This is a genomic window from Blautia segnis (assembly GCF_014287535.1).
Lineage (GTDB): Bacteria > Bacillota > Clostridia > Lachnospirales > Lachnospiraceae > Blautia_A > Blautia_A acetigignens.
Window position 1 is genome coordinate 196,813 of the sequence record NZ_JACOOT010000003.1, and the last position, 14,724, is coordinate 211,536.

15 protein-coding genes, 1 pseudogene and 1 riboswitch are annotated in these 14,724 nt (G+C 44.4%); of the genes and pseudogenes, 14 read left to right on the top strand and 2 right to left on the bottom strand.

The genetic code is table 11. The annotated features are described in order from the left end of the window. Positions 1-7 precede the first annotated feature (7 nt). The 14 genes from H8S54_RS01630 to H8S54_RS01690 all read left to right on the top strand — a co-directional run bounded on the left by H8S54_RS01630 (position 8) and on the right by H8S54_RS01690 (position 11,279). On the top strand, positions 8-514 hold the full coding sequence (locus H8S54_RS01630; RefSeq protein ID WP_173767303.1) for an AmiS/UreI family transporter: 507 nt from the start codon (positions 8-10) through the stop codon (positions 512-514). Between the two features lie 32 nt (positions 515-546). After that, positions 547-1,023, top strand: a complete 477-nt coding sequence (locus H8S54_RS01635) for an urease accessory protein UreE (RefSeq protein ID WP_186900745.1) — start codon at positions 547-549, stop codon at positions 1,021-1,023. A 35-nt stretch (positions 1,024-1,058) separates the two neighbouring features. Continuing rightward, positions 1,059-1,751 carry an urease accessory protein UreF gene (locus H8S54_RS01640; RefSeq protein WP_021925796.1) on the top strand — a complete coding sequence of 231 codons (693 nt, stop codon included), beginning with the start codon at positions 1,059-1,061 and terminating at the stop codon, positions 1,749-1,751. Between the two features lie 20 nt (positions 1,752-1,771). Next, positions 1,772-2,380 carry an urease accessory protein UreG gene (gene ureG, locus H8S54_RS01645; protein WP_021925795.1) on the top strand — a complete coding sequence of 203 codons (609 nt, stop codon included), beginning with the start codon at positions 1,772-1,774 and terminating at the stop codon, positions 2,378-2,380. 4 nt (positions 2,381-2,384) lie between these two features. Then, a complete protein-coding gene (locus tag H8S54_RS01650; RefSeq protein WP_186900746.1) occupies positions 2,385-3,209 on the top strand; it encodes an urease accessory protein UreD in 825 nt (274 codons plus the stop codon). Between the two features lie 178 nt (positions 3,210-3,387). Then, positions 3,388-3,816 (top strand): MarR family winged helix-turn-helix transcriptional regulator, encoded by a 429-nt coding sequence (locus tag H8S54_RS01655; RefSeq protein WP_186900747.1) that lies wholly within the window; start codon positions 3,388-3,390, stop codon positions 3,814-3,816. Then, positions 3,809-4,216 (top strand): YczE/YyaS/YitT family protein, encoded by a 408-nt coding sequence (locus tag H8S54_RS01660; protein ID WP_021925792.1) that lies wholly within the window; start codon positions 3,809-3,811, stop codon positions 4,214-4,216. The genes H8S54_RS01655 and H8S54_RS01660 overlap by 8 nt, the downstream gene beginning before the upstream one ends. Then, positions 4,213-4,398 (top strand): hypothetical protein, encoded by a 186-nt coding sequence (locus H8S54_RS18510; RefSeq protein WP_330600042.1) that lies wholly within the window; start codon positions 4,213-4,215, stop codon positions 4,396-4,398. Before H8S54_RS01660 ends, H8S54_RS18510 begins: the two co-directional genes overlap by 4 nt. Positions 4,399-4,523: 125 nt before the next feature. Beyond that, a riboswitch (cobalamin riboswitch) is annotated at positions 4,524-4,723 on the top strand. 175 nt (positions 4,724-4,898) lie between these two features. Continuing rightward, positions 4,899-5,837 (top strand): nickel ABC transporter permease, encoded by a 939-nt coding sequence (gene nikB, locus H8S54_RS01665; RefSeq protein WP_021925790.1) that lies wholly within the window; start codon positions 4,899-4,901, stop codon positions 5,835-5,837. A 1-nt stretch (position 5,838) separates the two neighbouring features. Further along, positions 5,839-6,663 (top strand): nickel transporter permease, encoded by an 825-nt coding sequence (gene nikC, locus H8S54_RS01670; protein ID WP_021925789.1) that lies wholly within the window; start codon positions 5,839-5,841, stop codon positions 6,661-6,663. Positions 6,664-6,680: 17 nt separating this feature from the next. After that, on the top strand, positions 6,681-8,234 hold the full coding sequence (locus H8S54_RS01675) for an ABC transporter substrate-binding protein (protein ID WP_186900748.1): 1,554 nt from the start codon (positions 6,681-6,683) through the stop codon (positions 8,232-8,234). 16 nt (positions 8,235-8,250) lie between these two features. Further along, positions 8,251-9,036 (top strand): ABC transporter ATP-binding protein, encoded by a 786-nt coding sequence (locus H8S54_RS01680; protein ID WP_021925787.1) that lies wholly within the window; start codon positions 8,251-8,253, stop codon positions 9,034-9,036. Further along, entirely contained in the window at positions 9,029-10,018 is a 990-nt protein-coding gene (locus tag H8S54_RS01685) for an oligopeptide/dipeptide ABC transporter ATP-binding protein (RefSeq protein ID WP_021925786.1), read from the top strand. The genes H8S54_RS01680 and H8S54_RS01685 overlap by 8 nt, the downstream gene beginning before the upstream one ends. Before the next feature lies 1 nt (position 10,019). Then, a complete protein-coding gene (locus tag H8S54_RS01690; RefSeq protein WP_021925785.1) occupies positions 10,020-11,279 on the top strand; it encodes a type 1 periplasmic-binding domain-containing protein in 1,260 nt (419 codons plus the stop codon). 60 nt (positions 11,280-11,339) lie between these two features. Here the strand turns inward: H8S54_RS01690 and H8S54_RS01695 are convergent, their stop codons facing one another. Both H8S54_RS01695 and H8S54_RS01700 read right to left on the bottom strand, forming a co-directional pair. After that, positions 11,340-13,847: a YfhO family protein gene (locus H8S54_RS01695; RefSeq protein ID WP_186900749.1), complete on the bottom strand. Its 2,508-nt coding sequence runs from the start codon at positions 13,845-13,847 to the stop codon at positions 11,340-11,342. Between the two features lie 38 nt (positions 13,848-13,885). Further along, a pseudogene (locus H8S54_RS01700) lies at positions 13,886-14,605 on the bottom strand (glycosyltransferase); the annotation flags it as partial. Positions 14,606-14,724 lie beyond the last annotated feature (119 nt).

The window sequence follows — 14,724 nt, forward strand, 5'->3', positions numbered from 1 at the left end:
AGATTTTATGTTAGGTGTTTGCCTTTTGTTTGTAGGAATCGTACTGATCAACAATGGTATGTGTACCTTATATCATGTAGATGGAAAATCCACTGCCATCATGAATATTTTCACCGGAGGACTTTCCCTTTTTATTAACTTTGTGAACCTGGTACAGGGAAATTATTACGCAGCAGGAACCGGATTATTGTTCTGCTTTACCTATCTTTTTGTTGCATTAAGCAAGTTTTTAAAAGCAGATCCCATTCCTTTTGCATGGTTTTCTACCTTCGTGGCAGTCAATGCCGTGATCTTCGGAACCATCGAAGGCTTTACCGGAAGTACTGCACTTGGAATCACAGCAGATATCCGCTGGGCAGGAATCTGGTATCTGTGGGCAATTCTGTGGGGAACTGCGTTTGTGGAGGATATCTGCGGGAAAAAGCTGGGAAAATTTGTTCCATATCTTCAGGTCTTTGAGGGCGTTGTAACAGCCTGGATCCCCGGTGTTATGATGCTGCTTCAGATTTGGTAAAAAGAAAAACTGCAAGTTGGAGGTCAGAAAAAATGCTTTGTGAGCAGGTTTTGGGAAAGCTTCATGATTTTGATATAGAAGGAAAAACAGTGGAATATGTAGACATCGAATGGCACGAAGCTTTTAAGAAAATACATAAAAAAACAACGGACAAAGGGACGGAGGTTGGCATCCGCATGGATGATTCCATTCTTTCCCGGGGACTGTATCAGGATGATGTGATCTACGCAGATGATAAAAAAATAATTGCCGTAAATACCCCGCCATGCGAAGTGATCCGCGTGTCCTTCACCCCTGGACATGAGAAAATGGCAGCCAAGGTATGCTATGAGATCGGCAACCGGCATGCGCCTCTTTTCTGGGGAGAGGACGATACTTTTATTACCATTTATAATGAGCCAATGCTTGTGATGCTCCAGAAAATCCACGGTGTTAAGGCCGAAAAAGAGGTGCGAAAGCTTGATTTTGACAAGCGGATTTCTGCAAGCATCCACAACCATCATCACTAAAACAAGTAAAAAAACTGCAGTTATGGAGGTTCTTTATGTCAGAAAAACAGTTTTATCTTTTGCAGGTAAATGACGCCCTGTTTCCCATCGGAGGCTACTCTCATTCCCAGGGACTGGAAACCTATATTCAGCGGGGAATTGTCCATGATGCAGACACGGCGAGAGAATATATTACCCATAAAATAAAATGGAATCTTGCATATACAGAACTTCTGGGAGCCAGACTTGCCTATGAAGCCGCCAGGGAAAATGACCTGTCAGAGCTTCTGGAACTGGAAGAAATTCTGGAAGCCTCCAGGATTCCCATGGAGCAAAGAGAGGCTGCAAGAAAGATGGGCTCCCGTTTTGCCAAAACCATAGAAAAGCTGGGACTTTCCATCAGCGAAACGGGAATTTTCCGGGAATATCTGGACGCGAGAAAGGGAAAAGCGGTGAATCACTGCTGCATTTACGGCGTTTTCTGTGCCCAGATGGAGATTTCCATTGGGGAGGCTCTGGCCCATTATCTGTATGCACAGACCTCTGCAATGGTAACTAATTGCGTGAAGACGATCCCCTTAAGCCAGACCGCGGGACAGCAGCTTTTAAGCGGTTGTTATAAGGAATTTGGCGAGATTCTGGAAGATGTGATGCATAAAAGCAAAGAAGATTTGTGTCTTTCCGCACCAGGTTTTGATATCAGGGGAATCCAGCACGAAAAACTGTATTCCAGGCTATACATGTCATAAGAAGAAAAGAGGAAATCGAGATGTCATATGTAAAAATCGGAGTTGCGGGACCTGTTGGTTCCGGAAAAACAGCACTTATTGAGGCTTTGTCAAGAAAGATGGCAAAGGACTACAGCATTGGTGTGATCACAAACGATATTTATACAAAGGAGGACGCCCAGTTCCTTGCCAAAAACAGCGTTCTTCCAGTGGAGCGCATCATTGGCGTGGAGACAGGCGGCTGTCCCCATACTGCGATCCGTGAGGATGCATCCATGAACCTTGAGGCAGTGGATGAGATGATGGAACGCTTTCCGGACATTGAACTTCTTTTCATAGAAAGCGGCGGAGACAACTTATCTGCAACCTTCAGCCCGGAGCTGGTGGATGCTACCATTTTTGTCATCGACGTGGCAGAAGGGGATAAGATTCCGAGAAAAGGCGGCCCTGGAATTACCCGTTCCGACCTTCTTGTGATCAACAAAATTGACCTTGCCCCCTACGTTGGTGCAAGCCTGGAAGTTATGGAACGAGACTCCAGAAAAATGCGCGGTGACAGACCTTTCCAGTTCACCAACATCCGCGGAGATGAAAATGTGGATAAGGTAGTGGAGTGGATCAAAAAGAACGTACTGTTAGAAGGAATGTAAAGGTATGGATAATAAATTCGGAAAAATTTCCCGTATTCAGGCATGTGCCGCAGTCAGGGACGGCAAAACCATTCTGGAAGATTTATCCTTTACCGCCCCGTACAAGATCATGGTGCCCTTTGAGAAAGAAAACGACGGTATTCAGATCATGCCCCTTTGTGCGTCTGCGGGAATTATGGCAGGGGATTCCCAGGAATTTTCCTATCATGTGAAGGAAGGGGCGAACCTGGAAGTTTTGTCCCAGTCCTTTGAGAAAATCCATAAAATGGACGAGGGATCTGCTTTTCGTACCATTGAAATCCAGGTGGAGCAAAATGCAATCCTGTACTATTATCCCCAGCCTGTGATCCCCTTTTCTGGATCTGCATTTGACAGCACTATGACCATTTGTCTGGAGGATAAAACCTCCCGGCTGTTTTTGCTGGAAGTGATTTCCTGCGGCAGAAACGCTCATGAAGAGCGCTTTCAGTATCGGAGATTTTCCTCCAGGGTGCGGATTTACAGAGGGGAAAAGCTGATCTACCAGGACAATACCTGCTACGAACCGGAAAAAATGCCTATGGAAGGCATTGGAATGTACGAAGGATACACTCATATGGCCAATCTTTTTCTTTCAGAAATATATACTGGACAGGACAGCACAGATAAAGAAATCAATCTGGAATTACAGGAAAAAATCTGGCAGCTTCTTGACGAAGAACCGGACACGGACGGCGGAGTTACCCGTCTGACAACCGGCGACCTGGTCCTTCGAATCTTCGCCCATCGTGCCCAAACTCTCCAGCAGCTGGCCGACAAAATAAAGAAATTATATGAAGCAATTCATTAACGAACCAACAGGGACTGAGTTTTCTGACAAGATCCAAAACTTTGTCCCTGTTGTTTTTTTCTAGCTCCCCTCAAAAAGAAAAATTTATCGCTGTCAGTTTTCCCTTGACATCCTGATCTAAGATAGTTATAGTTCAAAATATTTGAATTATAACTATTCGGAAGAAAGGAAACCAACCATGGATGATACCTTACACTACCTGATTATGGCCAACCAGATGCTTGTCCAGAAAGCTTTGCTGGAACAGCTTAAGGATACCGGACTTACCATCGGGCAGCCCAAGATACTTGACTATTTGAAAGACCATGACGGCAGCAATCAGAAAGAAATCGCAAAAGCCTGCTTTTTGGAAGCTGGATCTCTTACCACTATTTTAAATAAGATGGAAGAGAAAGGGCTGATCGAGCGTCGGATTTTAAACGGCAACAGACGCAGCTTCCATATCTTTATGACAGAAGAGGGAAAGAAGAAACAGCAGCTGGTGTCCCAGGCTTTTGCCAAAATAGAAGAAAAGGCATTGTCCGGTGTTTCTGCCGAAGAATTCCAGCAGTTTTTGGCTGTATATGGAAAAATCTATGCGAATTTACAGGGGGAAAGAAATGAATAAGTTAAAAAGATATCTGTTGTTTCTGATTGGATTGTTTATCAATGCGCTTGGAGTCAGTCTTGTGACAAAAGCAAGCCTTGGAACCTCTCCAATTTCATCCATTCCTTATGTGCTAAGTCTTAAATTTCCGCCCACACTTGGAAATTTCACCATCATCTTCAGTATTCTTCTGATCTTGCTGCAGATCCTGATTCTGAGAAAGAATTTTAAGATAGAAAACATTCTGCAGATTCCGGTATCCATTGCCTTTGGATATTTTATTGACCTTACTATGTATCTGTTTTTCTGGGTAAATCCCGGAAATTATGCAATGAAGCTGGCTGCCCTTCTGGCAGGCTGCATCGTGCTTGGATTTGGCGTATATCTGGAACCACAAAGATCATATTTGATTCTTCCATGACCGTGATCGCAGGAATTCTTTTCTTTATTTTCTGGGGAAAATTAAACGGTGTCCGTGAAGGTACCATTATCGCAGCTCTGCTGGTAGGCTTTATTGCAAGATTATTTGGAAAACATCTGGAATTTATGCGGAAATTTATTATTGACGATATTGAAGAATGCGTTGAGGAAGCATTGAACTGACAATTTGGGGGGAACGATTGATTCCCCTTTGTTTTCAAAAAAATACAATCTGTGAAAAAATTTTTCTGGACAAGATTCCCAATATAAGCTATTCTTATAAGGAAAATTAGATAACATTTGTTGGTTTTGAACCAGCCTTTGTAAGTTCCTGTGCAAATGTCTGCACATGGATTAAAAGGGAAATCGGTGTAATTCCGGTACGATCCCGTCACTGTGATAGGGAGCTGCAGAACATAATCTCACTGGATGGACAGTTGTCAGTCTGGGAAGGGGTTCTGGAGCGAGGATCTTAAGTCAGGAGACCTGCTTATAAATGATTTGATATGATTCTTACGGTAGATAGGAAGCATGGTTTTTTTGTGTGCAATGACATCCGTAATTTCTGCGGGTGTTGTTTTTTTCTGCGCTTTTTTTCGAAAGCGTATCATTCCCCCTGCCTTTTTTTGCGAAAACTGAATCAGATCCGGCGAAAAACCTCCAACATGTAGGAAGGAGAGAAAATGTCAAAAAAACAAATTGGAAAAAGGCTTCTGCAGATTCTGATTGTTCTGATCGGTGTAAGTTTCTTTACATTCGGACTTACTTATCTTTCTCCTGGTGACCCGGCAGAAATCATGCTGACAGAGTGTGGCAACCTGCCTACACCGGAACTTCTGGAACAGACAAGACATGAACTGGGCCTTGACCGACCGTTTCTGGTACAGTACGGCTCCTGGGTAAAAGGAGTTCTGACCGGAGACATGGGAACATCCTATGCATTTAAAGTTCCCGTAACTGAAAAACTGATGAAATGCTTCTGGCCAACCCTTCAGATGTCACTGTTTGCCCTTCTTTTGATGATTTTATTCTCCATACCATGCGGAATCCTCTCCGCGGTGTATCAGAATAAGTGGCCGGATTATCTCATCCGCGGAATTACCTTCTTCGGGGTATCCATTCCAAGCTTCTGGATCGGTCTGATCCTTCTTAGCATCTTCGGAGTACAGCTTCGCTGGGTCAACGTAGCCGGAGGTACTACCGATTTCAAGACCATGATCCTGCCCTCCGTAACCCTGGCTCTTTCCATGTCTGCGAAATACACCAGACAGGTGCGAAACGCAGTGCTGGAGGAATTAAGACAGGACTATGTTATCGGAGCAAGAATGAGAGGAATCAAGGAAAGCGTGATCCTCTGGAGACATGTGCTCCCAAATGCAATGCTCCCAATCGTTACCCTTCTTGGTCTTTCCCTTGGCTCCCTGCTTGGTGGAACTGCAGTTGTTGAGATCATCTACAACTGGCCTGGAATGGGAAGCATGGCGATCAAGGCAATCGCCTGTCGTGACTATCCGATGGTGCAGGCCTATGTACTGATGATCGCGATTATGTATATGGTGATCAACATTATCGTTGACCTTTCCTATACTTATCTGGATCCGAGAATAAAGGAGGTTAAGTAAAGTGAAAAAGCAGAATTTTTTCTTAGCTCATAAACAGTTTACCGTATTCTTTATTCTGGCGCTTGCGGTTGTAGGCGTAGCTGTTTTTGCTCCCTGGATCGCACCAAAGGATCCGCTGGATGCAGTGATGGTGGATTCTCTGAAAGCCCCATGTGCAGAATATCCCCTTGGCGCTGACAAACTGGGACGAGACATTCTTTCCCGTGTGATCTATGGTACCAGAACCTCTCTGGTATCCACCCTGATCCTGGTAGCAACTATTTTTGTTGTAGGTACACTGCTTGGAATTATTGCAGGATACTTCGGCGGCTGGATCGATCAGGTGATCATGCGAATCGCAGATATGATGATCTCTTTCCCTGGAATGATCCTGGCAATCGCAATCGCAGGTATGCTTGGCCCAAGCCTTAGAAACGGAGTCATCGCCATCACAGCCGTAAGCTGGACAAAATATGCCCGTCTGGCAAGAAGTATGGTCCTGAAAGTAAAACGTAATCTGTATGTGGAAGCGGCTGTGGTAAACGGCACCAGTACATTCAAAATTTTGTGGAAGCATATCCTCCCCAACATGCTGACGACTATGACAGTAACAGCAGCGGCAGATATGGGTACCATGATGCTGGAACTTGCATCTCTTTCCTTCCTGGGATTCGGAGCAGTAGCACCGACACCGGAGTGGGGACTGATGCTGAACGAAGGAAGAACTTATATGGCAAAAGCACCGTGGCTGATGATCGCACCGGGTATCGCCATCGTAATCGTAGTAATCATTTTTAACATGCTTGGTGACAGTATCCGAGATATTCTGGATCCGAGACAGGACTGATAAAGGAGAAAAAGTATATGAAAAACAGAATCGCAAAAAAAGTATGTGCAGCAGCACTGGCAGGACTTATGGCAATGGCAATGATCCCGGCTACTTTCGTATTTGCAGATGGAAATACCATGACAATCGGTGTAACAAGCTTTGCTGATACACTGGAACCAACAGAGCAGTATTTCAGCTGGGTAATTTCCCGTTACGGTGTTGGACAGGGACTTACCAAGTTTGACGAGGAAGGAAACATGGTACCATGTCTTGCAACAGAGTGGACCAACAGTGAAGATGGAAAAACATGGACATTTACCATTCGTGAGGGCGTTAAATTCTCAAATGGCAACGATATGACACCAGAGCTTGTAAAAGCATCCCTGGAGCGTACTATGGAAATGTCAAACCGTGTACCGGAGTTCTTTGACATTGACAGCATTGAGGTTGACGGACAGAACATCACATTCAACCTGAACAGAGCAAACGCAAATATGGCAGGATGCCTGGCTGACCCGCTTTTCCTGATCATGGACACAAGCATTGACAACTCCAACATCGCAATGGAAGGCCCGGTCTGCACAGGCCCGTATGCATTCCAGTCCTTTGATCCGTCCGGAGATACAGTTGTTGTACGAAACGAGTATTACTGGGACGGCGAGGTTCCCAATGACAGTGTAACTCTTCGTATTATCGGAGACCAGACAACACGTTCCATGGCACTTCAGTCCGGCGAGATCGATGTTGCTTACAACTTAAAGACAGAGAACGTTTTCGAGTTTGACGGAAACGACAACTACAATATTCAGTCTCTGGAATCTCTTCGTTCTACCTATGCATTTATGAACCAGAACGGAGCACTTGGGGATCTTGCACTTCGTCAGGCAGTTCTCCGCGGACTTGACAAAGAGACCTACACCAGCATTCTTCTTGAGGGCGGCGCAACACCAGGAAAAGCTCCGGTACCGCCAACACTGGACTATGGATATGAGGAACTGAACGATGAGAATGCTTACGATACAGACGGAGCAAAGCAGGTTCTTGCAGATGCCGGATATGAGGATGTAGACGGTGACGGATATGTAGAAGATCCAGACGGAAATAAAGTAGAGCTTACCTTTGTATACTATGACAGTCGTGCAGAGCTTGGCGTATACGCGCAGGCAGCACAGGCAAGCTTAAAAGAAATCGGAATCAACATCAAGCTTGACTGCGTATCCTATGAGACCCTTCTTGACCGTCGTGATTCCTCCCAGTATGACCTTCTGATCTGGAACGTATTGGTTGCAAACACCGGTGACCCGGAAAACTACCTTCGTGAGAACTGGTACAGCACATCTGCAAACAACACTGCAGGATATTCCAATGCAGATGTAGATGCATGGCTGGATGAACTGGCTTCTACTATCGATGCAGAGGCAAGAAAAGAGCTGATCGTGAAGATCCAGCAGGCAATCATGGATGATGCGGCAACTGTATTCTTCGGGTATGAGAATACCTTCCTTATTTCCAAATCTACCGTAGAAGGACTTGTAATGTATCCAATGGATTACTACTGGGTAACTGCTGACATGAAGATTGCGGAGTAATAAAGGAGTCTGTTATATGCTGGAAATTAAAGATCTGGCTGTACAGTATGGAAATCAGGCACCTACCATCGAGCATTTCAACCTTTCCATGAAAAAGGGGGAGATCATCAGCGTGGTAGGTGAGAGTGGAAGTGGAAAAACTACTGTGATCCGTGCCGTTCTGGGAGCACTTTCCGGAGCTGGCAGGGTCACCAGTGGTGACATTCTCTATCATGGAGAATCTCTTCTGAAAAATTCCAAAAGCGACTGGAGAAAGATCCGCGGCAGCAAAATGTCCATGATCTTTCAGGACTGCGGAGGAACCCTGAATCCGATCCGTAAGATCGGCAGCCAATATGTAGAATATATTCGTACACACCAGTCAATGACCAAGAAGGAAGCATGGGACAAAGCTGTTTCCATGCTGACCAAAATGCGTCTCCCGGATGCTGAGAATATCATGAACAGCTATCCGTATCAGCTGTCCGGCGGTATGCGTCAGCGTGTGGGAATCGCGATGGCCATGACATTTAATCCGGAACTTCTTCTGGCAGATGAGCCTACCAGTGCTTTGGATGTAACCACACAGGCACAGATTGTCCGTCAGATGATGGAGCTTCGGGATGATTTTGGAACCGGAATCATTATCGTTACCCATAACATCGGCGTAGCTGCCTATATGGCAGACCAGCTGATCGTCATGCATCACGGCAAGGTAGTGGATCACGGAACCAGAGAAGAGGTTCTGAACAACCCAACCAGTGATTATACGAAGAAACTTTTGGAAGCAGTTCCGGAAATGGAGGGAAAACGATATGTCTGAGAATCCTGAAATCGTCATGCAGGCGAAGCATATTGTAAAACAGTTCCCTGCTTCCCACGGCAGAACCTTAACTGCCTGCAATGATATCAACCTGACTATGTACAAGGGCCGTACCCTTGGAATCGTAGGAGAGAGCGGATGCGGAAAGTCAACTTTTGTCCGCATGGTAATTTCCCTGGATCAGCCCACCAGCGGCGAGATTCTTTATCATGGCAAAAACATCACAGGACTTTCAAAGAAAGAGACCTGGGAAAACCGCCAGAACCTTCAGATGGTTTTCCAGGATCCGCTGGCATCCTTTAATCCGAAGATGAAGATCGGGGACATCCTCACAGAGCCTCTGATGAACTACAAAAAGATCAAAAGAAGCGAAAGAAACGCGAAGGCAAGAGAGCTTCTTCGCATGGTTGAGCTTCCAGAGGATTTTGTGGACCGTTATCCGCACAACATGAGCGGCGGACAGCGTCAGAGGATCAGTATCGCCAGAGCTCTTTCCCTGGAGCCGGAGATTCTGGTCTGCGACGAGGCAACCTCTGCACTGGACGTTTCCGTACAGGAATCTGTGATTGAGCTTCTGGTTCGCCTGCAGAAAGAGAAGAACATCTGCATGATCTTTATCTGTCATGACCTGGCACTGATCCGTTCCTTTGCACACCAGATCGCGGTTATGTATCTGGGACATATTGTGGAGACCATTCCTGGAGAGGACGTTTCCAGCCATGCCGTACATCCGTACACAAAGGCACTGGTTGGCGCACAGTTCTCTGTGCATATGGATCCGACTAAGAAGATTGAGAGTATTGAGAGCGAGGCTCCAAGCCCTCTTGATGTGCCGGTTGGCTGTCCCTTCCAGAATCGCTGCGAGCATTGCACTGAGAAGTGCAAGAAGGAAATGCCGAAGCTTAAGGAAATCGCACCGGGACATGAAGTAGCCTGCTTCTATGTAGAGAGCATGCAAAATCAGGCAGAGGGAGGCAGATAGTATGATGAAAAAAATACTCACTCTGATGATGAGTACAGCACTTTTATTTGGAACGCAGAGCACTGTATTTGCCGATACCGGAAATTACGCAGAGGGTGATGTTCATACCATCGGTGTTATCCTGTATGATCCGGATTCTGCAGAGATGGAAATGTTTGCAGATTATTACCGGGATTATATTGAGGAAGGTTTTCCTGTGAAATTTATTTTCTCAGGAAAGGTTGCAGACTCTGAAGCGGAGAAAGCATTTATCACGGAAGCCAAGGCAGAAGGCGCGGAGGGAATCATTTCCTTTGCCGGATATGCAGACGGGCTTCAGGATGTGATCAAAACCTGCGAGAAAGAGGAAATCTACTACGCACTTGGTTCCAATACCGTAAGCGATGAGAACTATGAGGCAATCAAGGACAACCCGTGGTACATGGGAAGTGTAGGCCCGGATCTGGAAACCGTTTATCAGGCCGGCTGCGACATGGCAGAGTTTTTCTTGGAAAAAGGTGCCAGGAACATTGTGATCATGTCTGGCGGGGCTGCTTCCGGCAACCGTCTCCATCAGGTAAGAACCTGGGGAATGCTGAACACGCTGGAAGAGAAGGCTGGCCTTGTGCTTACAAAGGATGCTCGTACAATAGATGCGGAAGCACTTTCCATGACAGACGAAGTGATCCAGCTTTCAGATAAAGAGGGAAACCTGCATGTGACCATCTGCCCAGGATATACGGAGATGGATGGAGCTGGTCTTGCAAATCTGGAAACAGCATTTGCAGCAGGAGATTGCGATACCCTTATGAGTGCCTTCCATGCAGCTTCTTATCTGGATAAGATTTCGGAGAAAGAAAAAGAGCAGAACAGCAACATTATGGTTGGTGCCATCGACAGCTTTTCTGAGCAGAACTTCGAAGTGTTCCAGGAAAAGGATTCCTTTGGAAATACACCAATCGATTATGTTCGCGGAAAATACGCTTCCATGGCAGGCCCGGCATTTGCCATGATCTACAACGCGATCACCGGAAATCCGGACGCAGTAGAGGAAGACGGTGAAGCTGTACGTCTGTACCAGAACCTCTGGACAGCGAAAACAGAGGACGAATACATCGAACTGTACAGCTACGCCACCGGCATCTACGAAAACGCCTACAGCTGCGATGACCTGATGCAGATAATCAAGCAGTTCAATGAAGATACAACCCCGCAGAGCTTCCAAGCACTGACCGAAGCTTCTGATGTGGAGAGTGCGAAAGAGAGAATATTTGCAGAGTAATTTCTCTGCATGAAAAAGCGGCCAGCTTTATGCTGGACCGCTTTTTTCATGCTCATGACATTATGCACGCTTTTTCCTAAGTCTGTTTTTTATAGTGTTCAAATTCAGAATCTCAAATAAGATCAGCAGTACAATAGAGAAAATGGTTATCTTACTTCCAATACCGAATCCGGTTGGTCTGTAAACTAGTTCTATATTATGCTCGTCTGCGTCATCTAATTGGAAGGCCAAAAAGTTATTCCAGTTCTTTTCAATGGTCAGTTTTTTTCCATTATCATAAACGGTCCATCCTTCGTCATAAGGGATTGTGGTTGCAATATTGCTGCTTTTACCGGAATAGGACATTATCAGATGGGAACTGCTTTTCTCCTCTATTGAAAGATTCTGCTGGTTCACCAGCTGTGAATTCTGGTAGATGATATCTTTGTTTTCTGTATAACAGGAAATACTGTCCAAGTCAAAATTTCCGTCCTTTGCTGCAAAAGAAATATCTAAAGATTCGCCACGGTCAAATTCTCCAATATAATATACTTCAGAGGCGTCATCATAACGGATTTCTCTTTCCCTTCCGGCACCAGTCACTTTAAAGGAATTATAGGAAGATCTTGATGGAATCAACAAATATAAAGAACCTGTGTTTTCTACTGTGACAGTTAACTGGTTCTCACCATCGTGGGAGGTATTGCTAACGGTATTTGGAGTAAATATATCCTCTTGCAATCCGTTTATGGATGCCCAGATTTGATTCAGCAGCTGGAAATCGTTCAGTTCATCCAGATCAAAGTTTTCGAAATCATTTACAGGGAACAATACAGGCAATGCATATTGGTTCCTGTAATATTTGATACCATCCCCTTCTCCAATTGCTTCGTATCCCTTTGCATTTTCCCTGTTTGTCAGAATGTATCGGAAACCTAATAATGCCTCTGTTGCAAGCGGGGTATTGGTGGTATATTTTGCCCACATCCACTTATGTCTGACACCTAATTTTTTCAGGAATTTTAAATTTTCCACATTTTCGGTAGAGGCATAGTTTGAGACACCGTTATAATCGAATAAATTGGCGTCACAGCGTCCAAGGGAAAAGCTTTTATCCATGCGATAGAAGGAATCATCATTGATTGTTTCTGTGGCGTTTTCCATCATTGCCTTATTGGTTCCATAGGTATTGCAGGACTGCATGCGGATGTCTTTCAGGTAAAAATATCCGTTGCATGCCAGAGAAACTACGACGCCGCAAGACAAAATGGCTGCCGTGGCTTTTCTTACCCGCAGATTCTTCAGAGAAAATGCGGTTATAAATATCAGGATCAAAAGAATATCCAGAGAGATTCCCAGGATATTTATTTTGTCGGAAGCATTCTGAATCACAAATGCCAGAATCACTCCCAGAATCAGGACTGCTTTCAACAGATCTTCTTTTGGAGGCAATTCTTCTTTTAATACCTGGCATGTTTCCCATGCAATAAGCAAAAGAACAAAACTGAGCAGGAAGGAATATCTGTAGTTAAAACAATGATTTTTACTCAGGCCATGCCAGATCTGATTGATAAAACTGTTTTCAAAACTGATAAAGAAAATCAGGATGACAGCAGAGTAAACAGCTTTTTTCCTGAAAGAAATTTTCTTATTTATGAAAAACAGGATATCCAAAATCAGAACAAACATGCCGACATAAATCAAAGGAGCATTCTCTTTCAACGTATTGCTTTGTCCGGTAAATAATCCTGACAATATTTCAGCAGGAGTTGTATTAAAACTCATATCTTTGAACAGATCAAAAATCGTTAGGCTTCTGTCGGATGGCAGGCCAAGATAAGTGGGAATCAATAAAAAGGCACTGATTCCAACTCCAACCAGGGAAGCAAACATATATTTTATAAAAGATTTTTTGATATTGTCTGCGAATTTTCCATCAGATAATAACAGCTGTACCACATAAAGGATAAAGGAGCCTATGCACAGCATAAAGCCAATATAAAAATTAGAAATGACAGCAACTGCCAGTGAAAAAACATACAGAAATATATTCTTGTTTTGGATGATTTTCCGAATGCCCACATACATGAGGGGAAGCAGGATCACGCCGTCCATCCAGGAAGTATTCCATCCATAAAAGACCATATATCCCATAAAAGCGTAGCAGGTAGATAAGGTAGCTTTTATTAGGATATTTTTTTCATCACAGGTGCTTAACAGACAGTAGCAGAATGCCAGAGCACTTGCGATGATTTTGATATAAGCAACAAAATGTGCGGCAAATATCATGTGGTCATGAAAAAGGATAAAGATTACGTTGAAGGGGCTGAAGGAATAATAGGCTAATTCCGCCAATGCATTTCCACCTAACACATTGCCCCAGGAATAAAAAATATCATTTTTTCCAAGGAGACTTCCAAAGTAACTCTCTATACCAAAATACTGATCCGCATCGGCCCACAGATATGCTTTATCGCCAAAGGGATAAATCTTTAACGCATAAAGCATAATAATAAGCGTTATCCCAGTGAGCATTCCCGTCATAAAATAGGGCAGTAATTTTTTCCAGATACTTTTCTTTTGTGACAAAATTTCATCCTCCATTTTAAAATAACCGTATTTCATTCTTATTTGATCTTTTCAGCATCAGGCTTATTTGTCTCTGATACGATGTAATGGGGCCTGTGCTTGCTTTCAGAATAATTTTTGGCAATATACTGTCCCATAACTCCCATGCAGAACAGCTGAATTCCGCCAATAAACACAATTATGCAGATTGTGGAAGCCCAGCCAGCCACAGGATCTCCGTAAACCAGACGTCTCACAACAATAAAGAGCAAAAAAATAAAAGCAATTGCAGTCATTATAATACCGAACCAGGAAGCGATGCTTAAAGGAGCCTCAGAGAAGTTGATAATTCCATCAATTGCATATTTGCATAAGCCCCAGAAATTCCACTTGGTAGTTCCGGCTACCCGTTCCCGGTTTTCATATGGCAGCCAGTATGTACGGAACCCGATCCATCCGAAGATGCCCTTGGAAAATCGATTGGTTTCTCCCATTGCAACAATCGCATCCACCATTTCCCGGCGCATAAGACGGAAATCTCTGGCTCCATCTACAATGTCTGCATCGGAGATCTTATTGATCAGGGAATAGAATCTTCTGGCAAACCAGGATCTTATTGGCGGCTCGCCCTCACGGCTGACACGCCTTGTGGCCACGCTGTCATATTCTCCCGATTCGATCAGCTTCAGCATCTCGGGCAGCAGATCTGGCGGATCCTGCATATCTGCATCCATGATTGCAACATAATCCCCGGTGGCATTACAAAATCCGGCATACATCCTGACTTTTGCAGGTAAAGTAGGTTAAAAATGGCCGCAATCCAAGTGTTTATGCTGGATTGCGGCTTCTCTGTTTTGTCATTTTTTCATGGTGTTTTTTCTACTTTTTTGTCTTTGCC